The organism is Vibrio bathopelagicus (assembly GCF_014879975.1).
GTDB classification, from domain to species: domain Bacteria; phylum Pseudomonadota; class Gammaproteobacteria; order Enterobacterales; family Vibrionaceae; genus Vibrio; species Vibrio bathopelagicus.
This window is the reverse complement of record NZ_CP062500.1, coordinates 2,349,505-2,372,520: the sequence shown is the minus strand read 5'-3', so window position 1 is coordinate 2,372,520 and position 23,016 is coordinate 2,349,505. Positions and strand designations below refer to the sequence as shown.

Genomic DNA, 23,016 nt, shown 5'->3' with positions numbered 1-23,016 from the left:
GAATGACTAGGCGTCCCCATCCGAACGAAATTTAACCGCGAAAGGTTAACACGCCCTAACAGAAAAGGATTAGAGGCTCGAATGATAATCTGGTTACAACTCAAACGCTGGATCAAAGCGAATATATTTGTTTTGAATGGCAAAAATTTACTATTCACCTTTCTAGGCTACATATTTTTATCGTGGTCGATGCTGTACGTCGCTGGTGAAACGGATTTAACCAACTCAATCACAACATTTGCCTATTATCTGGTCGTGACAGCGTCAACAGTTGGTTACGGAGACCTTTCACCGACAACGGATGCAGGTCGATGGATTGTAATCCTATTTGTTATTCCAGGTGGACTGAGCCTTTTCGCAGCTTTGCTCGGTAAGGTTGCAACCGAAGGTGTTGAATATTGGCGAGCAGGCTTGCTAGGAAAAAGGAGAGTTAGAGTGGACAACCACATTTTGATGCTTGGATGGAATGAGCAAAGAACCATTCATCTCATTCGTATGTTGCAGCATGAAGAAACGGGCAAGAGACCAATCGTGTTATGTACTCGTTCTGATATCGAGAACCCGCTACCTGGTGAAATCAACTTCGTTAAAGTGAATAGCTACACGGATGGCAAGGAGATGGAGAAAACAGGCATCGAGTCAGCCAGTTGTATTCTGATTGACAACCCTGAAGATGACATTACTTTATCTGCGGCGCTTTACTGTGCCAACCGAAACCCTAAGGCCCACCTTTTGGTTTACTTTAAAGATGAAGCGTTGAGTGACCTGCTACACAAGCATTGTCCTAACTCAGAATGTATTCCTGCTGTTGGTGCGGAAATGCTGGCTAAAGCTGCTGTCGATCCTGGTTCTAGTGCGCTTCACCAAGAGCTATTGAGCTCCACAAGAGGCATGACACAGTATTCAACGTACTTCCCTGAAGATGCTGAGCCTGTCACCGTTGCGCCAATTTTCTCAGTGTTTAAAGAAAAATATCAAGCAACGCTGATCGCGATTGATACGGGTAGTGGTATTGAACTTAACCCAGAACTTGATCAAGTTGTCAGCAGTGGGACTAAGTTGTTTTATATTGCTGATGAACGAATCGACCACTTTGATTGGAAAGGCTTTTAAACTAATACCATTCCTTTAGATCTAAAAAAGGCCTCATCGTGAGGCCTTTTTGTTATCGTTCTGTACCGTCCTAAATATGGTTGACACATTTCCAACATGAAATTGGAGAGTGTCATGAAAACAACAAGTAGACGTACTCAACGAGATTATTCTCTTGCCTTTAAATTGGCAGTCGTAAGCCAAGTTGAAAAAGGCGAAATGACTTATAAGCAAGCTCAAGAACGTTATGGGATCCAAGGTCGCTCTACCGTTTTAGTTTGGCTTCGCAAACATGGTCAACTAGATTGGTCTAAAGGAATAGAACAATCGAGAGCGTTAGGAGCGACTATGTCAAACTCTTCCTCAACTCAAACCCCAGAGCAACGAATCAAAGAACTCGAGCAGCAATTAGAAGAAACTCAGCTCAAAGCTCAGTTCTTTGAAGCGGTTGTAAAAGTCATGGATCGAGATTTCGGAGTCCGAATTTCAAAGAAGCGCAAGGCCGAGTTATTAAGGAAAAAACGGTCAGAAAGTTGACCGTCACTAAAGCTTGTCACTTCATAGGTATTACACGACAAGCTTTCTACAAGCGCTGTGTTGCAGAAATTCATCAGACAAAGAAAGATGAATCCGTACTCGGTTTTGTGAAGGAGCAAAGGATGATGCACCCTCGTATAGGGACTCGTAAGATCAAGTATTTACTTGCTCAAAACGATATTGAAATCGGGCGAGACCGCTTATTCTCTCTGCTGAGAATGAATCGATTATTAGTACAGAATCGAAGGGCTTACCATCGAACCACAAACAGTAATCATCGCTTTTACTGCCATCCAAATCGAATCAAAGAAGGCTTAATACCGGAAGGACCAGAGCAATTATGGGTTGCCGATGTTACTTATCTAACAACGCGGCGTGGTAGTACTTATCTCAGTTTAGTGACGGACGCTTACTCAAGAAAAATCGTGGGCTATCACATAAGTGATGATATGAAAGCTCGCACGGTCAAGCAGGCCTTTTTAAACGCGTTGAAAGAGCGGAAGAATACAGGTGAGCTTGTCCATCACTCAGATCGAGGTGTTCAGTACTGCTCTGTTGAATACCAAGAGTTGCATCGACAGTATGATGTATCTTGCTCAATGACTGATGGCTATGACTGTTATCAGAATGCGTTGGCAGAGAGGATCAACGGAATACTGAAGATGGAGTATCTGTTGAATAAGCCTAATGATTTAGATGAAGCAAAGAAAATGGTCGCTGAATCAGTAAAAATCTATAATGAATATAGGCCTCACACAGCTCTAAAATACAAAACGCCCGATGAAGTACATCGAGCGTTTTAGTCAATCAAGTGTCAACCCATATCAGGACGGGTCATTCGATTGAGTCAGAACTTACTGAGCTTCTGCCAATGCGATGCCACGCTGTGTTAATCCACAAAGCATTACAGGGACCGCGTTAAAGATCTCTTCAAATTGCTCTAGGCCTTCAATGCCTTGTTCTGCAAGAGTCGCGATTGACGTTTCTGGATCGTAAAGCATACTTAGAGAAAGTAATACACCACCGACTAGTGCGTTGTCTTCGCTGTCTTCAGGCATCAGTGTTTCCCAGTCATCGCGGGCGATCTGCCAGCCTTGAAGCAAGCCTTCACAGAAATCACGAGCAGCGGTGTTCACCACTTCTGCATCATCCAATTGGCAAGCTTCAGGCCAAACCCACGTACCTTCGATTAGCTCAGGACGTGTTTTATTCCAAAGCGTGATGATAACTTCAATGTAGCTTTCAAGTTGTTCACCGTCCGTAAATGGAGCAACTTCTTCGCCACCCCAAAGGAACGGTAGCCACTCATGCGGTGTTAACACATTAGGCGCCGCTGCCATTGCAGTGACAAATCCCATGGTTTTGTGTTCTGTGATTAGCTTTCCTTCCAACTCTGGAAGCGCAAGAATATCTTGTAAGGTCAAAGTGAGGTACCGTAAAAGGGAACATATTTGCGCTTATAGTACCAATGAACTTGTGCCAATCAAGCTTCAATCTAAAAAGGCTTGATGTCGTTGGTGATAAACACTAGGTTTAACAGAAAAGAAAACAACAAAAAAATTATGCAGATACGGTCATCTCTTAAGAAAAAAAGCATGGTAGCGCTTGGATTATACCTTGCAATGTTTATTGCCATTGTCGGCAGTGTGACGTATTACGTCGTAGAATCCCCTGTGCGTGCCAAATTACAACAAAACCTCGACTTGCGTACGGAGTTGTTATCCGCATTGATTACAGAGCCGCTCAGTAGCTCTCAAGGCTTTGTTGATAGTTTAGTTGGTTTTGCTCAGGCACATCGTAATGGTGAAGATGTCATTCCGCTATTTAAGTCGATGTTGGCGGCGAGCGATGACACGATTGTCAGTGCGGGCATTTGGCCAGAACCTTACGTGTTGGATTCTAAGAAGCTGCTTAACAGTTATTTCTTCAACAAAGCTGACGATGGCACTATTGACCAACTGTTTTCTTACAACAACCCTAAAAACGCCCCTTACCATGAAGAGTATTGGTACACGTCTGTTGTCGACGAGCCACAAGGAACCATCTCATGGAGTGATGTGTATATCGACCCATACACACACGTTCGAATGATTACGGCTTCTTCTCCATATTATTACGATGGAACCTTTGCCGGGGTTGCGACGGTCGATCTCTCTCTTGAAGAGTTATTGGGTTTCATTAAAAACCACGCAGAAGAGTACAACCTCGGTATTACGCTGAGAGATAAACTCAACCAAGTCTTGGTGTCTCATAACTTCAATCTCGTTGAAGGAATTTATATCAGCAGCAGCCAATTTGGCGAGTTCGGTTGGCAAGTAGACGTGGTTAACTCAAAGTCACGTGTGGCAGATGAAGTCTTTCGCCAGGTGATGAGTATTGAAGGCGGTATTGTGCCGCTATTATTACTGTGTGTAATGGCCGGTTATTACTTATTGAACCGTTATTTGATTAGCCCGATTACAACCATTGCCGCCAAAGTCGATGGTTCTAAAGCCGGTGAGATCATCGATGTTGATTACTCGAGTGATGATGAAATCGGCCACTTGATTAAAACCTTCAACGAAAAGACCATTTACCTCGAAGCGGAAAAGGTCAAAGCCCAAGCATCAACCAATGCTAAAACCGCTTTCCTCGCGACCCTGTCACATGAAATACGCACGCCAATGAATGGGGTGTTGGGTACCGCTCAGATCCTGCTTAAAACGCCTCTAAATTCTGAACAAGAGAAGCATCTTAAGAGCTTGTACGACTCGGGCGATCATATGATGACTTTGCTCAACGAGATCTTGGACTTTTCAAAGATCGAGCAGGGCAGGTTAGATCTCGATGAGACCCGATTCCCGCTCGATTCGATCATTGGCAGTATTAACAGCGTTTACTACACATTGTCATCCGAGAAAGGACTCCAATTCAAAGTGTACTCTGAGGTGCCTTCTGGCCGTTGGTACTTCTCGGATAAAGCTCGCCTGCGCCAAATCTTATTTAATCTACTGAACAACGCCGTGAAGTTCACTTCCAGAGGCTTTGTTGAGGTGTACCTGAAAGAAGTTATAGAAGGGAGCGACACCTACCTCAGTATCCGAGTTCGTGATACTGGGATTGGTATCTCTAAAGAAGCTCAAAAGCGTATTTTCAAGCCTTTTGAACAAGCAGAGTCATCGACCACAAGACGCTTTGGCGGTACTGGCCTTGGCCTGGCGATTGTGAAGAAAATCGCCCAACTCATGGATGGTGGTATTACGGTCACCAGTGAAGAAGGGATAGGCACGAGCTTTGATGTCCGGTTAAAGATTCAACCTTGTCAGCCTGGAGAGATTGAGAGCTTGCCACATAAAAAGTTGGATTATTCTGGCTTGAAAGTGTTGATTGTAGAAGATAATCGAACCAATACCGTCATCATTGAAACCTTCATGAGCAGCAAAGGGTTCACGTGTAAAAGTGTAGAAAACGGTGAGCTTGCCATACAAGCCGTCGTTGCTGAGCACTTTGATTTGGTGTTGATGGATAACCACATGCCAGTAATGGACGGTGTGGAATCAACAACTGCGATTCGCGCTCTAATTGGCGATGTTTCATCAGTCTTGATATTTGGTTGTACTGCTGATGTCTTCAAAGAGACTCGTGAACGTATGCTCGGCGCCGGTGTGGATTACATTATTGCAAAACCAATCGATGAGCGAGAGCTTGATGACGCCTTATTCCGTTATTCAAACAAGCTTTACCAGTTCCACGAGGAAGAGGCCGATAATGAACAAAGTGACAGTGCTAATCACGACAACAACCATGATCAAGCTACTCATGAAAGAGAAAGTCATGGAATAACAAGACAAGGAATAGCAAAACACGGATTCGACAGGCATAGCGGCAACACTCCCAAAGCACATCTTCATGGAGAGAAAAGCCAAAGTCGTTCGCTGCCTAAACCTGATCTACGAAACAAAGACAATACAGAAGAACTCCTAGTCACGCTTTACGTGGCGCTCGAAGACAATAATCTAGAGTTGATTCAATTTGCATTAGAGAGTCTGCGTGTTCACGTCAAGCCTATGAACAATGCTGAACTTACTTATCAAGTTGATAAGGCACTAGAACAGGTTTCTCTGGGGGAGCCTCCTTCTCAAGATGTCATCAATATTATTACTGTAAATCTACCTATGGCCTGAATGTTGTTTAATTACAGAAATTAAACAACGAATTGTCTATTCTTTGACCTTGGTGAGATTTTTTGGTGGAAGCGACTGCTTTTTAAGTGGTTTTTGGTTGTTAATTTACAACTTGATTTTTAATTTGGAATGTATGACTGCTAATCTTGTGATTTAATGGCGACATTATCTGGTAGGGTGTGAATGCACCTTGTTTATATGTTACTAATTCACTCAATAGGTAGTGATATATTTTGGGTTTAGCATCAATGAAGTCTCGTGGTCCATTTTGTATTCGTAACGCAGCGGCGGATACATTTGCTATGGTAGTTTTCTGTTTTATCTCTGGCATGATCGTAGAAGTGTTTATTTCAGGTATGACGTTTGAGCAATCCCTTGCTTCTCGAACGTTATCTATTCCGGTAAACATTGCTATCGCTTGGCCTTATGGTGTTTTTCGTGATTGGTTCTTGCGTAATGGTGCAAAGCTTTCACAAAGTTCGTTGATGAAGAATATATCTGATCTCTTAGCTTACGTATTGTTCCAGTCGCCTGTGTATGCCGGTATTTTATTAGCGGTTGGGGCTTCAAGCGACCAGATCGTTACGGCTGTAACCAGTAACGCTGTAATCTCATGTGGTATGGGCGTGTTGTACGGTTACTTCTTAGATATGTGCCGTAAATGGTTTAGAGTTCCGGGCTACTATCAACAAGCTTAAGAAAAGCAACAAGCGTAAGTACAACGATAGAATGAAATTTGGTTTGTTTTTGATCTAATGAGTTAATTTGTAATCGAACAAGCTGAAAAAGGCACTTTTTTTGAGAATGCCCCTTGACCAAAGCGAGCAGAATCAATAAAGTAGCGCCTCGTTGAGTGACAAGCTCAACACACAATTTGTGGAAGGATGGCTGAGTGGCTTAAGGCGCTCGCCTGGAAAGCGAGTATACGTTTATAGCGTATCTGGGGTTCAAATCCCCATCCTTCCACCACTATTCAAAACCCTAGCAGAAATGCTGGGGTTTTCTCGTTTTAGAGCCCCTATATTTCACGTCATCCACATACATCCCGAGTATGAGCTTCTTTAATCATTTCTTGATAGTCATTTCCTCTATTTATACTGACTCAAATTGATCCATATTAGATGTTTTTGTCACCGATAAACGCTTGATTTTTTGGTCTGGATCTAGATTATTAAGGGTAAGCAACATTATGAATAACCTTAACATTAGGAATCTATTACCCCATGACAGAAACCCTCGTTTCTCCAATGCTCTCCTTTACTATCGCGATCTCATTACTGTTTATTGGTAAAGGTTTGATCGAGCGATCTGAAGTGTTGAGGAAGTATTCATTACCAGAGCCCGTTATTGGCGGCTTTGTTTGTGCGGCTACGGTAGCTGCGCTTTATTATCTGTTTGAAATTCAAATCACCTTTAGCCTAGATGTCAGAGATTTTTTGCTCCTCTACTTTTTTGCTGGCATCGGACTCCAAGCGGATATTAAAACGCTGATCAAGGGTGGGCGACCGCTGTTCATTCTGTTGTTTCTTGCTGCTGTCTTTATCGTGTTACAAAACGTGGTCGGGATGGCGGTAGCTTCAGGCTTCGGAATGGATCCTAAAGCGGGCTTATTGTCAGGCTCTGTAAGCTTAATCGGCGGCGTAGGAACAACGTTGGCGTGGGCACCAATGTTCGTTGAAGAGTTTGGTATTTCGAACGCGCTAGAGCTCGGTGTGGCGTCAAACACGGTTGGCTTGATTGCGGCGTGTGTGATTGGTGGTCCAATTGCGAACTACCTACTTAATAAACACAAAATCAGCCCATCTAATGAAGAAGACGTGACGGTTGGTGCATATCAAGAAAGCGAAACACGTACTGAGTTAAGTCATTACGGCGTGTTGTGGGCATGGTTGATTTTAAACCTGACCTTGATGCTTGGTTACAGTCTAAGCGAAGTTATCGATTCGATGGGCTTAAAACTGCCGTTATTCGTAAGCTGCTTAATCGCCGGTATCTTGATCGGAAATATTGGTCGAGCATTGTTTAAGAAGCGCCGTACGCAAGAGAAAATCGCTCAAGGCCGAAAAGGATTAGCGATGATCTCTGACATCTGTTTGGGGATGTTCTTAACGATGGCACTGATGGGGCTACGCATCTGGGATCTTGATGGGCTGTTTGGCTACATCTCGGTGATCATGAGTATCCAGATTTTGCTTTCGTTGTTGTTTACGATCTTTGTTGTTTATTACTTGATGGGAAGAAACTACGACTCGGTGGTGATATGTTCGGGCTTCGGTGGTATCACGCTGGGTTCAACTGCCACAGCGATAGTCAACATGACCGCCGTGACTCATCGTTATGGCGCAAGCCCACAAGCTTTCATCGTGGTGCCATTAGTGTGTGGTTTCTTTGTCGATTTGATTAACGCATTGGTGATTAGCTTCTTCGTTGGGATGTAAGTGTATTTGTTACTTCCAACATAAAAGTAAAAATCCCTACCGACTTTGTTGATAGGGATTTTTTGATTGGCCGTAGGTAACCTTTTATTTATTTGGGTATTCAATCCAACTAGAGCCATCGAGAGTGATGTAGTACTTTCCATCTACCTCCATCACTGTCGACCCCGAGTTTTGTGCCACTAGAGGTGTTTCTGGCAGGTTTTCAGCTAATTTAGCTGGAGTGAATTGGCGACGACTATAGATATCTTCTTCTAAAATATTGGCAACCAATTGCGAAAGTGCTAGATAGCTTGAAGGTGCTTTAACATGCTCAGTTTCACCATTACGCTCAATATTTTCTCCAAAAATTTTAATGCCAACTGGGGTATGTACAATTGCAGGGGCGGGTATTTCTCTCATACCTTGTATTTGCATTCGATCACCACGCATACCTGCACCGTGTTCCGGTACGAGAGCAACAACGATATTGCGTTTCGACGCTTCAAGTTGCTTGAAAAAATCGTAAAGGTCATCAAGTAGGTTCTTCAAACGTTTTTTATAACTGATCATTGAAGTACTGGATTTTGAATTGATGATTCTATTGCCATCATGCAATGATATTGAATTATACAGTGCGACTACTTTTTCGTCGCTGCTATTGAGCCTCTGCTGTAGCCAGTTATCTAGGACTTGCTTGTCTCTGAATATCGATGAGCCATCAAATGACTTTTGGTAAGGTTTAAATCCTTCTTGAGACATGAGGTCTGCTTGTAAGTCCCCATCCTTCTTTATAAGTTCAAGGAAGCTGTCGAATACACCGTTATGGTTCATTAACAGATTCTCTTCAAACCCCAGATTTTTCAAGTTATCAAACAGGTAGCACTGGTTTGATGGCGCTGATGCGAACAGTTGGCTGTGCTCTTGCTGTCCGCAGCTCGCTCTTAAGAGTCGAATAACAGCAGGGCCACTGTACGAGGTGCCAGCACTGAAGTTATCGAACATGATGTCGAACTCTTTAAACAATGGATGGTTTGCTAATCCAGCAATCTCTATATCGTCCCATGCAACAGAGCAGATACTTAAGAACAGTAAATCAAACGGTGCATCTGCATTAGTGTCCTGACTAAACGAGACAGAGCGAGATGCTTCTTTTTCGAAAAAGTCGGCTGTCATTTTGTTGAGGGATTGATCGTTTATTTCAGCAATTTTCGGTTGTTCTGGACGTTGCTCCGCAGGAGCGTTCTCTTGTGGTAAATCTGAACTAACAACAACTTGATCAGAAGAGTCGGTATTGCCCGGCAGGCTGACATAAAGCATGGCTATCACTACAAAGACTGAGACCCGCAAAAACTTACTTAAAATGAAATAACCCGCGCATAGAGTGAATAAGCCAACGAGAGTTTCGGGTGAAACAAATCTACCCATAAGCTCAATAAGGTATCCGATCTCAAACTGGACCAATTGTCCCGCTTGTGCCCAAAGCCTATCCAGTGGAGGAAGGTAAGAGTCATAATGTAATAGCCAAGCTGCTATCACTATGGCTATTAGGTGGCGAAATGCGTTGATCGGTTTCACTGTTACTGGGAGCAGTATAAATAGTAATAAAGCGAAGTTTTCAACAGGGTGGAAGTCAATTGTCCCTTGAGCGAAAAGGGCTACTTTTGCGATAAAATAGATATTCCACCAACCTAAACTTAGGTTTGCAAAAATGGAATCCTTAACATGAGGTTTCATTATTTAAGCTTCTTATTTTTAGTGATAATGACATCTTGTTCGAAATATCGTGAACGAGTGAGATGACGTTGATAAAAGCGTTTACCAAGCTCAATAGCATCGCGCAGAAAGTACCCCAGTAGCACCCCAATAGAGATACTGATACTTGCCGTAAGCAGAAAATCGTTAATGTTCATATGTTTCCCTTAGAGGCGATGACTGTTTTTATGGCGAATAGGGGAGGTATGTCAGCAATGGGTTGAGAAATATCTGAAAATATTTTTTGTTCTGTCGTTAATTTCGACACTTCAGGTGAGATTGCAGTTTGATCTTCTATGATGTTCTGTAGTTCGGCTTCGATATCATGTTGAGTATCATAGGTTTGAACCGTATGGAACAGATCGCGAATAGGAAACTCGAAGATGTTGTTTAGCGCAACATTGATATCGTTATGACGGATAGCACTAAAAAGAACATACAGGGCATTATTACAGGCGGTGACAATATCACCGTCTCGGCGAATATGGCAAAGTCGCAAGCATTCCTCAGGGGTCATTCCGGGCAATAGATTAAGCTTGATCAGTGCAAATCGAATGCTTGAACGTGATGACATTGCAATAACATCGCTACAATAATTGGTAAACTCTTTGTTGAGTAAATAGCCTTTGTTGCCGAACTTAAGATCATATTTGAGCAGTGATTCAACATTTTTAGGCAAGGTTCGAGTCGATACTTGGCCTTGTATGGCCTCGACCTGAGTCATAAAGCGCATGTGAGGAATTTGAACTGGACAGATCAAATTGACTCCCGCCCGAAGTAGAAATTTTTCATCTGTATATCGCAGACACTGGTTGGTCTCACGAATAACTATTTTTAACTGATTACCCGCTTTAGCTCGCAACCTGTAACAGTCGATAGCGAGCTGCCTGACTTCACTTTGATCGCCACAACTAAAGATTACGGTTGATGCTCTTGGACTATCGATCATGCTCAATAGTGTCTGATTGTCATTGGCTAAATGCACGCTTTTGGGCGCCTTAACTCCCTCACCTAAAACTTCTTTACTTACATAAATCCGATCGCTGTCTGCTCTGTCTTCAGTAGTGCCTGCCGAGTTTAGGCTCTGATTCAAAGTAGCTTCCAATTGATGGTTGTTTGAACTCGTTAGAATATATTCGCTATCTGACTTAACTCCATGTTTGTTCGACCAAAAATCAACGAGGTAATTATAAGTTGACTCGTCTATTGGTGTCATAGTCGCTAACCCAGATATATATCGGTTATTCGTGAGTAGTTTAGGTTTTAGTATGGATGTTGCAAGGTGCCCGTAAATACACAAACTGATTGCTAAGTTTTTGTTAATGGCCAACTTTTCGATGTTTCGTAGAAACTCATTAATTTCATTGTCATTACAATGAGCGAGTAAGGAGTCATGAATAAATAAAATATAAGTAGAACCTGCTTTTATATTCAGATTGTGAATGTCTCTGGATAGCCAAATAGGGTTAATTGCTTTTTTTGACTGATGAGTATTAACAAAATACATCTGATTTAGTGATGTGTTTGCTAAGTTATTGATCTTTGAGATGACTTCGTCAGTGATACCAGTCAAGAATGTTTCTTTGTCTGTGAAGATTGTAAGTGATGTGTTGTCTTTATTTATTAGTAAACTGAATAAGGAATCAATTGCTAGTCGCTTATGAGTAAACAAATTGACGTATACAGATTCATACTCTCTTTCACTGGTGGTCATTGGTAATCCATGAATCGAGTGCATAAAGTTCCTTAAGTTCAGTGGTTTATTCATTGGTTGGTAAATAGAATATAACGAAGGGAGTTATACTTTAAAGCTACGCAACTAATTAATGACAATAAAATGACGTAGATATTTTAATCAAGTTTGATCGAAAATTAAAATAGAGATATTATAATTTTTCAAATAGTTATGTATCACATTGAATGCCATAGTCATTATGAATGAATATTTCCATGCTATTGATTTTAAATATAGGTATTTGATGGGAAGTTACAACTTGGCTTTAAGTTGTTCATTCCTTAATACCTAAGAAGACACCATCTATTAAATGGAACGAGTGCGAACCAAGGTTCCACTGTTCATTTTTAAATCCGACTAAGATTCTGCGCATAGGTTCGTGCGTCAAATTGTTATCAGCGTAATGGATACAGACTTAAGGAATTGACAGGAACGTCTTTACCTCTGTGTTTTTGTGCTTTTATTTTGGAAATATCGAGTGGCTGAACCAGCAAAAGACATTAATTCGATCTACGCTTCATATAACTTAACTGAACATCAGTATATTGAAATGACAGAGAATGAGTCTTATACACAAGTGAAAAGTAAGTGGTTAATATTTCAATCAAAGCGAGTCAACGATACCGAACATTTGGTTGGTAAAAAGCAGACAGGTTTAGAAGCGAAAGCGATATGAAACGTCTCGTTTTTGTTAGCTTGCGCGGTGGCTGTGGTTCTACGACTATTACTGCGAATCTGTCTCAAGCTTTAGTGAAGATCAATAAGCAGGTACTGGCGATAGATGCTTCACCTGAGAATTTATTAGGGCTCCATCTCGGCCTCCTTAATGAAGAGCACGATGGGTGGGCAGCAAGAGTGTTGCACAATCTTTCCTTATTTGAAGCTGGTTATCAGAGCCCACAGGGCGCGATGTTTCTTCCCTTCGGTCAGTTATCCTCCAAACAACAGAATCAATTCGAACAGAATAGAGCTCAGTTCCTGAACTCATTAGTTAAAACCACGTTAAATGCGAGCGAAGAGCAGGGTGAACAGTGGCAATTGTTCCATTCGCAGTTTTCTGATCTAAACAACCTATTGGCCAACGGCGCTATTGATGCAATAGATGCGGTATTTCTTACAATTACGGCTGATGCACTTAGCTATAGCGCACTTCAATCGTGGATTCAAAATCATCCACTCTTTCATGACTTAGTCGCTATGGGAAAACTCCGAATTCTTATTAGTCACTATCAACCAGAAACTGAAGTAGGGCGTGATTTTATGTTGGTTTTGAAAAAAGAGTACGGTCGAATATTAGTGCCAGTACTGATCCATCGTGATACTGCTTTATTGGACTGTGTTGCTAACCTTACTACTGTTCAGCATTTTTCCCCGATTAGTCAGGCTGCTAAAGATTTTCAGTCTTTTGCTTTCTGGTGCGTTTCAACATTTTCAGCTAAGCAATCCCAGGGCTAACTTATGCGTAGCCTGAATTTGATTTTCCAGCGTTGGATAACCGATCAATTTAAATCCCAGAAGGTTGCTTATGAGCAATCCTGGAATTGCAATGGTACAAGAGCTGGTGAGTTTATTTTGTCGGTTTGGTTTTCTTTGAGTTTTGTCTTTTTGAAACCAGTTATTGCGGGTATACCTACATGGAAGCTGCCTTTACATTTGTACCCTCATATCAACTTTGCTGCTCCGAGATTAGTTGATCCTGTTAGATTTATGATTCAAACGCTGTGGCTTATTTTTTTTAAGCAGACCCCTTGTGTTCTAGTGTCTAAGAAAGTGACTAAAGCTGTTAGTCAAGTCTCTGCTTGGCTCAAAAAGGTCTTTTATATACCACTTGATCAAATATCTAAATTGGTTGTTTGGCTAGAGAAAACAGCGGATCAAACCAATAGCTCAGAAATACGCGAGCGAATGAAAGAAAGTAAATTAGCGATGTTTTTAAACTACACGCTGCTTTTCTTTGTCGTTTTTATCGCGTTGCTCTGCTTTACCGTCCCCTTCGGTTATCAGGCTCAAACTGTATTTATATTGTTGCTCTGGGCTCTGGCCATGATGGTTCGCCGTATGCCAGGGCGCTTTCCAACCATGTTGCTCATTATTCTTTCTGTTACGGCCTCGTGTCGTTACTTGTGGTGGCGTTATTCGTCCACACTAAATTGGGATGACCCCATAGCTTTGATTCTTGGTAGCATTTTGTTGTTGGCTGAAACTTATTCTTGGATCGTACTATTACTGGGCTACTTTCAGAATATTTGGCCTTTAAGTCGAAAGCCAGTTTCTATGCCCAAAGACCACTCAAGTTGGCCTACTATCGATTTGATGATTCCAACTTATAACGAAGATCTGGACGTTGTTAAAGCAACTGTTTATGCGTCGCTTGGCGTTGACTGGCCAAAAAATAAATTAAACATTCATATCCTTGATGATGGTAAGCGTGACAGCTTTCGAGACTTTGCTAAGAGTGTCGGAGTTAACTATATCCGTCGCCCTACTAATGAACATGCCAAAGCTGGCAACATCAATTATGCATTAGAGCGTACTAGTGGTGAGTATGTCGCAATCTTCGATTGTGACCATATTCCGACGCGCGCTTTCTTTCAGTTGACGATGGGAATGTTCCTTAAAGATCCCAAGCTTGCGTTGATACAAACACCTCACCACTTCTTTTCTCCTGACCCATTTGAGCGCAACTTATCGAACTTCCGAAATGTGCCGAATGAAGGGAACTTGTTTTATGGTTTGATTCAAGATGGCAACGACCTATGGGACGCTACTTTTTTCTGTGGTTCTTGTGCTGTTTTAAGGCGTGAACCGTTAGAAGAGGTTGGGGGTATTGCGGTTGAGACGGTGACAGAAGATGCGCACACCTCTCTCAGAATGCACCGTATTGGCTATCGCTCAGCGTATTTAAAGCAACCCATTTCGGCGGGCTTGGCTACTGAAACCTTATCTGCACACGTTGGTCAACGTATCCGTTGGGCTCGAGGTATGGCTCAGATATTCCGTGTAGATAATCCCCTTAAAGGAAAAGGGCTCAAGCTGTCACAACGACTCTGCTATCTAAACGCGATGATGCATTTCTTGTCCGGTATCCCAAGGATAGTGTTTCTAATTGCACCTCTAGCCTTTTTAATCCTGCACTCATATGTAATTTACGCTCCGGCGTTAGCCATTATTCTCTATGTATTACCACATATGGTGCATGCCAGCATGACTAATTCGAGAATGCAGGGTGACCATCGTTACTCTTTTTGGGGTGAAGTTTACGAGACAGTCCTAGCTTGGTATATCGCAAGACCAACTACTGTTGCATTGTTTGCTCCCCATAAAGGTACTTTTAACGTAACGGCTAAAGGCGGCTTAGTCGAAAAATCTCACTACGATTGGGTGATCTCTAGGCCTTATCTCGTCCTCGTTGCACTGAATATTCTCGGGGCTGGCGTGGGTTTCTACCGTTTAGGTTGGGGGCCGAATGATGAGGTCGGTACGGTCATTGTGAATCTTGTTTGGACTTTATATAACCTCTTGATCTTGGGCGCTGCGGTTGCCGTAGCGGTTGAGGCAAAACAAGTCCGTAAAGACCATCGAGTCGAAGTCTCGATGCCGGTTGCTGTGAAGCTTAATACAGGACACCTAATTCAAGCGGAAATGAAAGACTTTTCTCTAGGTGGTATTAGAGTAGAGATTGATGGTGTTGAGGATAGAACCTGTGAGCATTTGCTTGGCCAGTGTTTAGAAGTCGTACTCAAACGTGGTGGACAAGAGTTCGTTTTCCCAATGACCGTTGCCTATGCTTCTAAAGGTATATTTGGTCTTCAGTTGGAACAACTGTCTCACCAGCAACAAATTCAATATGTCCAATGTACATTCGCCCGAGCTGATACATGGGCGAAATGGCAGCAAGGGTATCAGTCAGATAAACCGCTATCGAGTATGCGAGCCGTACTTCAGGTAGGGTTTAACGGCTATAAACGTTTATTGAAGCACAGCCCTAAATTTATAAGGGATAGTGTGGATATATTTTTAAAGTGTTTCGAATTTATTTGGTCACTAAGACCACGCTATGTCCCAATCAGGACCCAAAGTCATGCTAAATAATAAAACAATAACAGCGTTAGCTGCACTCTCCATCGCGTGTTTGTCGGGCAATGTTGCCGCACAAAATATCAATCAATATCAGTCAGAAATATCTGCTGAGGCGTTACACGGAGATAATGAAAGCGATGCAGTAGTTAAACGCGTCATTCCATTTAGTCAACTTGGCTATACAGGCTCGATTGCGATTCAAGGAAGTGAGGCAAGTGCTTACGTCGGGTTCGGTTCGCGACTTGATGAAGTCGTTTCAAAGGCGACTTTGTACTTTGATATCACTCCATCCCCAGCACTTCTTTCATTGGTTTCACACGTAAAAGTGTATTTGAATAATGAACTGATGGGAGTGACTTCTATCGTTGAAGGGCAGCAAGGACAAAAGTTGAGTCTGTCTATGCCATTAGATACACGTTATTTCAGCAATTATAATCAAATACGCTTTGAGCTGATTGGCAATACAAAAACAGATTGTGCAAATCCAAATGATTCGAGTATTTGGGCTGAGATAAGTCAAAGTAGTCGAATTGAAATGTTCGTTCAGAAAACTTTGGTCAAGAGTGATTTGAGCTTATTACCAGCACCGTTTTTTGATGTTCGTGATTTCAGTCAATTAGATTTACCTGTGGTTATTGGCGATCAATACGACCTTGATGATATCAAAGCTGCTGGTGTACTCAGTTCGTATTTTGGTGCATTAGCGAGTTGGCGTGGAGCACAATTTCCTTTGAGCTTGGATACCTTGCCAGACCGTAATGCAGTGGTGTTTATCACCAATGATAATAAACCTGATTTCTTACGAGACTTTCCCGACACCGATGGCCCTTACTTACAAGTTATTACTCATCCGACTAACCCTTACGTGAAACTTCTTTTAGTCGTTGGACGTGATAGTGATGACCTGAATACAGCAGTTCAAGGTTTGGCTTTAGGCAACCAAATCTTAACTGGGCCAATCGCGAAGATTAATGAAGTTAAACAGATAAAGTCGCGTGTGCCTTATGATTCACCTAATTGGGTGAGTACCGACCGTCCCGTGGCTCTATCTGAGCTCGTGGAACAAAAAAGTGCGCTCCAAGTTGAAGGGCGTACTCCTCCGCCGATTAGTGTCAGCCTGCGTTTGCCGCCGGATCTCTTCACTTGGCAGAGTCGTGGTATACCGATGGACTTAAACTATCGCTATTCTCCACCAACCGACGATCACTCGGGATCTCGTTTGACGTTGAGTATTAATGATCAGTTTATTCAAGCATTTAACTTAACGACAGAAGGGCAAGGTGGTGATTCTAACCGTGTTCGAGTCCCGCTGCTTGATGATAGTTTTTTGAGTTCGGGCGACCGAGTAAGAATCCCGGCATTTAAAGTGGGTAGTAAGAACCAAATCGACTTTGAATTTGGCTTTGCTTCGGTGACTGATGGACAATGCCAAGTTGCTCAACCTAGTAAGCAGTATGCGGTCGTTGATGGTGATTCAACTATCGATTTTAGTGGCTTCCCTCACTACATCGAGATGCCTAATATGCGTGCATTTGCGACATCGGGCTTCCCATATACACGGATGGCTGATTTGTCGGAAACTGCGGTAATTCTACCGAAGCATGCCCCCATAGAAGCACTGCAAACTTTTCTCAATGTTATGGGTTCATTAGGTAGTGACTCTGGTTATCCGGGTGTTCAGGTAATGTTGACCGATCAATGGGATAGTGAATCTTTGGCAGACAAAGATATATTAAGCATTGGTGTTGCTAGCGAGCTTCAAGAGGCTGGTTATGACCCAGAGCAGCTTAATCTTGTTATTGAAGCCGGACAGCGTCAAATTCGATTACCAAGTAAAAATGAGCAACAGCTTGGGATGAACTGGATGAACCCTTCGAATGCTAAACAAGACGCAACAGATTATGTTTCAGTTGAGGCTAATGGGTCATTTGCAGCGATTTATGGAATGGAGTCACCATTTACAAGCAATCGTAGTTTGGTATCGATCATGGCATCACACCCATCTGATTTTGCGTCAATAGATAGTGCTTTAAGTGATTCCGGTAAAGTGCAACATATGTTTGGCTCCCTGATTACGCTCAGGAACGATGAAGTCGCAAGCTACAATGTAGGAGCTCACTACTACGTTGGTGAGTTGCCTGTTTGGCAGTTAATTTGGTATCACTTTTCTAGCCACCCGATTCTTATTGCCTGCTTTGCCGCGTTGATGATGGTTATTGTAACTATAGTGCTGTGGAGAGTATTGCGTCAGATCGCAGCCAAGCGTCTAGAGAACACGGAGGGGGATGAGCAATGAAAACGTTAATATTATTGATATCGCTATTGCTATCTACTCAGCTTATGGCTGCTACGTGTGAGTGGTCTCAATGGAACAGTTTTAAATCGACATATATTGATAGTGGGCGAGTAATTGATGGTAGTGATGAGCGCTTAATTACCACGTCCGAAGGTCAGTCTTATGCTTTATTTTTTGCGTTGGTTGCCAATGACCAAGAAGCGTTTGAGCAAGTTTTGAACTGGACTCAAACAAATTTAGCGGGTGGCGACTTAACCGCAAGGTTACCCGCTTGGCTGTGGGGAAAGAGAGTCGATGGTCAATTTGGCATACTCGATGCAAACCCGGCATCAGATTCTGACTTGTGGATTGCTTATGCGTTGGGTGAGGCGGGGCGCTTGTGGGATAACTATTACTATCAATCTTTAGGGCATTTATTAGCAGCTCGTATATTGAGGGAAGAGTCAGTTCAACTTACTGATGTTGGTACTATTTTACTTCCAGCGCCCAAAGGGTTTGATCTTGGTGATGATGGCTACCGTTTGAACCCTAGCTACGTCCCTTTACAGTTGATTGACCGTATGAAGCAACTTTACCCCCAATACTCGTGGGATTCGATGTACCAATCAAGTGCTCTAATGCTTGATCAAACATTGACGAAAGGTTTTAGTCCTGACTGGGTAACTTTAAACGAAAAACAATTTACCGAAGATAAAGTCACGGGCTCTGTTGGGAGTTATAACGCAATTCGCACTTATTTGTGGGCAGGGATGCTCAATGAACAGAATCAACATAAAGAACAACTAGTTAATAGAATGCAGCCATTTGCTTCAGCGGTTGACCGGTTGGGAGCACCACCACGCGAGGTTGATACAGTAACTGGCAAGTATTCTCAAAAAGGAAGCGCAGGGTTTTCAGCCGCCGCTTTACCATTACTTGCTTCAATGGACAATTCCGAATTACTTGAAGCACAGGCTATTCGGGCTAAAAATGAACTAGTGACTGGCAAAAACAACCATTACTATGACAATGTCTTGAGCTTGTTTGGCCTTGGTTGGCACAACAACCGTTTTAGATTTGGCGAACATGGAGAGTTGCAACCAGCATGGAGTAAGCAATGTCAGTAAGAGTTGGTTCTTATTGGCTAGTACCCATTGCTATTGTGGTGAGTGGTCTTTTTTCTGTGGGTACGGCTAAGGCGATAGGCGTGAATTCGGCGCCTCTATCCAGGGCTCAGCTCGATCTTGTTTATCAACCTGTGCAACTTGTTCAGTTTTCTTCTTCACTTGCTAGGGTTGATTCTGTGGAATGGCTAGTCAACCAACTAAAGCTTGCTGATGCTATCGGTCGCGACGATATTGTAGAAAGTACTCTACAGAGGTTGTTTGCTATTGAAAGAGCGAACTTATCAGGGCTTTACTATCAAGCAACGATGTTCTTGAAGCGTAAGCAGCCAGAATTGGCAGAACAAAGCTACCAGCGCTTAAAAGATATTGCCCCTAATTCCTCACAAGCCCGCTCTTTGTCTTCGATAATGGCCATTCAAGGTGAAAAAAGAGGCGATTATCAACGAGCAAAATTATTGGCTAAATCTGGCCGCTACACAGAGGCCATAAAAGCTTACCAAGTTATTTTCCCCAACGGCATGCCCTCAGCAGCGCTTGAGCTTGAGTTCCTGCAACTGCAAGCCAACTTAGATGATAACTGGAGTAAAGTGAAGATTGGACTTGAACGTCTCAATATTGATTACCCAGGAGTTCCTCAATTTCAGCTTGCATTAGCCAATCATATACGCAAAGAAAATCCGGGTGACCGTTGGATTTTAGATACTTATCGACAACTAGCGTTGGCGCCTGTTGTTGGAAGGAGTGCGGCTACTTCTTGGTTAAGAGCTTTAGAACAATTACCTATCTCAAAGCAGGTGACTGAGCAATACGCAATCCTCGCGAGTTACTATCCTTCAGATTTAGAGATTCAAAAAGCGAATCAAACGGCGAAGGAACGTTGGAAACTAGAGCAGGAGTTACGCAAAGATCCCACTTATCTTGCAAAATTGAAAGGGTTAAAGCTCCTCGAACTAGGTAAAACAAACCAAGCTGAAGTTCAGTTGCGTTATGCACTCACGACCCGCCCCAAGGATCCTGAAATTTTAGGGGGTATGGGTAAGGTTTATCTGCGAAAGGGACAACAAGAAAAAGCACTAGAGTATTTTAAGCAAGCCCAACAATTGGATAAAAACCCAGACTCCTCATCCAAATGGACAACGTTGGTTGAAACCTCTCAGTATTGGGCATATTTAGATCAAGGTGATCTCCAGTTAGCAAAAGGCGAAAGGGGTAAAGCGGAACGCTTATACCGTAAGGCGATAGCACTCGATAACACACAACCGTATGCATTTGTTGCTCTAGGGGCTCTTTACCTTGAGGAAGAAAAATATTCGTCGGCAGATAAAGCATACTCACAGGCTCTAACTCTCGAAAAGTTGAATGGGTCCGCATTGCGAGGGCGACTTGACGTTAAGATAAATCAGGGAGATTTGTCTGGAGCTAGAGAAGTAGCAAGCCGCTACTCATCAACTCAACAGCAAGTTGTTGAGGATAAGATCAGCAGTATTGATTCTGAGATTATTCTGAATCGCTTAAGAAACGCGATTGCAAGCAATGATGATAAAACTACGGCTGAGTCTGTCGAAGCGCTTATCCAATTAAACCCAAGCTCCCCTTGGCTTAGATTGGATATCGCTGGCGTTGTTCGTTCTATGGGAAATAAGCCTCGTGCAGATCAGTTGATGGAGGATTGGGAAAAAGAGGGCTATGATCCTGAAATGAAGTTCGCTTATGCGCTTTATCTTGCACAGAGCTTTAGAGTTGATCGAGCTATAGCTGAACTGGAAAGTGTTCCAAAGCAACAAGTGACCAGTTCAATGCAGAGAACCCTTACCCGGTTAAAGTTAGACTCTAAGCTCCAAGATCTTGAAACGCGTTACCAAGAATCACCTAAAGCAGTCTCGGATTTGTTGAAGGGTTTAGAGGTACAGTACCAGGGTCAGGTTCAAGCCTTATCTCGCATTGCAGGTGCTTGGATAGATGTTGGTGAAGTACCAGAAGCTGAGAGAATTTACCGAAGTATCGAATCGTCTTTACTTATTTCTACTGACGAGCAGCTTGCGTATGGTGGGTTGATAGTCAGTTTGAATAAATTCGAAGATTTTGACGCTTGGTTTGATGGACTAACCCCTAGCTTTGAAACGCAAGATTTTAGTGCGTCAGAGTTTTTACAATTTGATGAACTTAGAACACGCCGTATTTTGGCTGAAGCTTACTTAATGCTAGAGAATGAAAGCTTAGATCGGTCTTTAGAGCTTTATAGTCGTGCGTTGTCGGAACCTGAACCATACAAAACCCAGGCTCAAATAGGGATGTTGAGAGTTAGTGCCTTGAGCGGTGAGATTCCGGTCTATAACCAATATCATCCCATCTTAAAGCAAAAGGCTGACTTGTTAACGGCATCACAACTGATGACTACGGCGAGTGTATTTAATCAGCAAGGACACGCAGATGACGCAAATCAACTCAACGCATTACTAGATAGCAAGGCAGATGCGGGTGCGCTCGAATACCGAGACGGTATGGCAATTGCAATGGAAAATGAACAGTGGTTATTGGCTGAAGAGAGATCCTATCAAGCACTGAACAGTGACCGAATAGAGAAAGCAGAACAACAAAGCCCTGCAGAAACGACGACTCCTACGTTGAGAGAGTTGTACAATAATAGTGATGATTATTGGCTAACACGCAATGTGAAGTCGGATTTAGATACATTACATGATCGTAGTGATGGCCACATACTTATTGGTTGGGATTACAGCGCTCGTGATGGTCAAAATCAATCGAATCAAGTACCGATTGAAGCTAGATTGCCAATTGAGGAGTGGGATGGTCATTTGTTGCTTAGAGCCGACTATGTATCAATCGATTCAGGTAACCTCGAATATTATGACAAATCATCGAATTCATCAGGCGAACAGTTCCAAGATAGCTCATCAGGTTTGGGTTTGGGTGTTGGTTGGCAAGCTAAAAACTGGAGCGCTGATATCGGTACAACACCAGTAGGTTTTGACCACACGACTTGGGTTGGCGGTGTTAGTATTGATGGTGACTTAGGGCAGTTCGGCTGGACGGCAGTTGCCTCTCGTCGTCCAGAAACAAGCAGTACACTCTCTTACGCGGGAATGTCAGTTCCTTCCGGTACTCCCGACATAGAAGGAACTAATTGGGGTGGCGTTGTAAGAACGGGAGTTAAGTTTAATACCAGTTGGGATATTGGGGGGCCTTATGGTTTTTGGAGCAGCCTTCAATATCACACGCTAACGGGTGAAAATGTCGAGGATAACAATCGACTTGGTGTTCTTGGTGGTGCTTATTACAAGTTGATCTCTAACGATCACGAGCGTTTGAGTATCGGAACAAACCTGATTTATCTTGGGTATGACAAAAACCTTGGTGAGTATTCGCTTGGTCATGGTGGATATTACAGCCCGCAAAGTTATCTGTCGGTTTCGTTACCTGTCAATTACTACGGTCGATACGACAACACTTGGTCATATTTATTAAGTGGCTCTATTTCCAATTCATGGACGCAAGAAGATGCACCTTATCTGAGCCCAAATGGTACGTCTGAATCGGGTGGGGGCTTTGGTTCTTCTTTTCAAGCGGCTGTTGAAAAACGAATGAGTAAGCGTTGGTATTTAGGTGCATTACTGGATTTACAGCGCTCGGAGTTTTACACACCAAACCATTTTATGCTCTACGCCAAATATACATTCAATGATCGTTGGCAGCCTATTGAATTCCCTCCTGCGACACCGATTTTGTATAGTGATTTCTATTAGAGTCAATGGTTAGAGATCAAGGTGACTTTAATGAGTCGCCTTGATTTCAAATAGAACACTTCACTGATGAAGAG

The 23,016-nt window shown here is 42.8% G+C and carries 15 protein-coding genes and 1 tRNA gene; 12 read left to right on the top strand and 4 right to left on the bottom strand.

Going from position 1 to position 23,016, the window contains the following annotated elements; translation table 11 throughout:
- The first annotated feature begins 81 nt into the window (after positions 1–81).
- Both IHV80_RS10445 and IHV80_RS10440 read left to right on the top strand, forming a co-directional pair.
- Positions 82–1,113 carry a potassium channel protein gene (locus IHV80_RS10445; protein ID WP_192889005.1) on the top strand — a complete coding sequence of 344 codons (1,032 nt, stop codon included), beginning with the start codon at positions 82–84 and terminating at the stop codon, positions 1,111–1,113.
- A gap of 114 nt (positions 1,114–1,227) precedes the next feature.
- Positions 1,228–2,432 (top strand): IS3 family transposase gene (locus IHV80_RS10440; protein WP_192889004.1). Its coding sequence is split into 2 segments (ribosomal slippage): positions 1,228–1,615 and positions 1,615–2,432, totalling 1,206 coding nucleotides; the frame shifts between segments, so codons are not numbered across the junction.
- Positions 2,433–2,483: 51 nt separating this feature from the next.
- On the opposite strand, the gene IHV80_RS10435 is transcribed toward IHV80_RS10440, so the two are convergent.
- Complete coding sequence (locus IHV80_RS10435) at positions 2,484–3,053, bottom strand: UPF0149 family protein (protein WP_102269129.1); 570 nt, start codon at positions 3,051–3,053, stop codon at positions 2,484–2,486.
- Positions 3,054–3,191: 138 nt separating this feature from the next.
- On the opposite strand from IHV80_RS10435, the gene IHV80_RS10430 reads away from it, so the two are divergent.
- The 4 genes from IHV80_RS10430 (at position 3,192) to gltS (ending at position 8,230) form a co-directional block, all read left to right on the top strand.
- Entirely contained in the window at positions 3,192–5,792 is a 2,601-nt protein-coding gene (locus tag IHV80_RS10430; protein WP_451923560.1) for an ATP-binding protein, read from the top strand.
- Positions 5,793–6,040: 248 nt separating this feature from the next.
- Positions 6,041–6,490: an L-alanine exporter AlaE gene (locus IHV80_RS10425; RefSeq protein WP_017105736.1), complete on the top strand. Its 450-nt coding sequence runs from the start codon at positions 6,041–6,043 to the stop codon at positions 6,488–6,490.
- A gap of 180 nt (positions 6,491–6,670) precedes the next feature.
- Positions 6,671–6,761, top strand: a tRNA-Ser gene (locus IHV80_RS10420).
- Between the two features lie 254 nt (positions 6,762–7,015).
- Positions 7,016–8,230, top strand: coding sequence for a sodium/glutamate symporter (gltS, locus tag IHV80_RS10415; RefSeq protein ID WP_192889002.1), 1,215 nt, complete (start codon positions 7,016–7,018; stop codon positions 8,228–8,230).
- Between the two features lie 84 nt (positions 8,231–8,314).
- On the opposite strand, the gene bcsG is transcribed toward gltS, so the two are convergent.
- Genes bcsG through bcsE form a run of 3 tightly spaced genes read right to left on the bottom strand, consistent with a single transcriptional unit; the run spans position 8,315 to position 11,699 of the window.
- The gene (gene bcsG / locus IHV80_RS10410) at positions 8,315–9,943 is read right to left on the bottom strand and encodes a cellulose biosynthesis protein BcsG (RefSeq protein WP_192889001.1); all 1,629 of its coding nucleotides are present in this window, start codon (positions 9,941–9,943) and stop codon (positions 8,315–8,317) included.
- The gene (locus tag IHV80_RS10405) at positions 9,943–10,119 is read right to left on the bottom strand and encodes a hypothetical protein (RefSeq protein WP_192889000.1); all 177 of its coding nucleotides are present in this window, start codon (positions 10,117–10,119) and stop codon (positions 9,943–9,945) included. Before IHV80_RS10405 ends, bcsG begins: the two co-directional genes overlap by 1 nt.
- Entirely contained in the window at positions 10,116–11,699 is a 1,584-nt protein-coding gene (bcsE, locus tag IHV80_RS10400) for a cellulose biosynthesis protein BcsE (RefSeq protein ID WP_192888999.1), read from the bottom strand. Before bcsE ends, IHV80_RS10405 begins: the two co-directional genes overlap by 4 nt.
- A 475-nt stretch (positions 11,700–12,174) precedes the next feature.
- On the opposite strand from bcsE, the gene IHV80_RS10395 reads away from it, so the two are divergent.
- From IHV80_RS10395 to IHV80_RS10370, 6 genes are read left to right on the top strand one after another with little or no spacing between them, the layout of a single operon-like run.
- Positions 12,175–12,372, top strand: a complete 198-nt coding sequence (locus tag IHV80_RS10395) for a hypothetical protein (protein ID WP_192888998.1) — start codon at positions 12,175–12,177, stop codon at positions 12,370–12,372.
- The gene (gene bcsQ / locus IHV80_RS10390; protein ID WP_192888997.1) at positions 12,369–13,151 is read left to right on the top strand and encodes a cellulose biosynthesis protein BcsQ; all 783 of its coding nucleotides are present in this window, start codon (positions 12,369–12,371) and stop codon (positions 13,149–13,151) included. Before IHV80_RS10395 ends, bcsQ begins: the two co-directional genes overlap by 4 nt.
- 3 nt (positions 13,152–13,154) lie before the next feature.
- Entirely contained in the window at positions 13,155–15,788 is a 2,634-nt protein-coding gene (bcsA, locus tag IHV80_RS10385; RefSeq protein ID WP_192888996.1) for a UDP-forming cellulose synthase catalytic subunit, read from the top strand.
- On the top strand, positions 15,778–18,072 hold the full coding sequence (bcsB, locus tag IHV80_RS10380) for a cellulose biosynthesis cyclic di-GMP-binding regulatory protein BcsB (RefSeq protein WP_192888995.1): 2,295 nt from the start codon (positions 15,778–15,780) through the stop codon (positions 18,070–18,072). Before bcsA ends, bcsB begins: the two co-directional genes overlap by 11 nt.
- Positions 18,069–19,178, top strand: coding sequence for a cellulose synthase complex periplasmic endoglucanase BcsZ (bcsZ, locus tag IHV80_RS10375; protein WP_192888994.1), 1,110 nt, complete (start codon positions 18,069–18,071; stop codon positions 19,176–19,178). Before bcsB ends, bcsZ begins: the two co-directional genes overlap by 4 nt.
- Positions 19,169–22,942, top strand: coding sequence for a cellulose synthase subunit BcsC-related outer membrane protein (locus tag IHV80_RS10370; RefSeq protein ID WP_192888993.1), 3,774 nt, complete (start codon positions 19,169–19,171; stop codon positions 22,940–22,942). Before bcsZ ends, IHV80_RS10370 begins: the two co-directional genes overlap by 10 nt.
- Positions 22,943–23,016 lie beyond the last annotated feature (74 nt).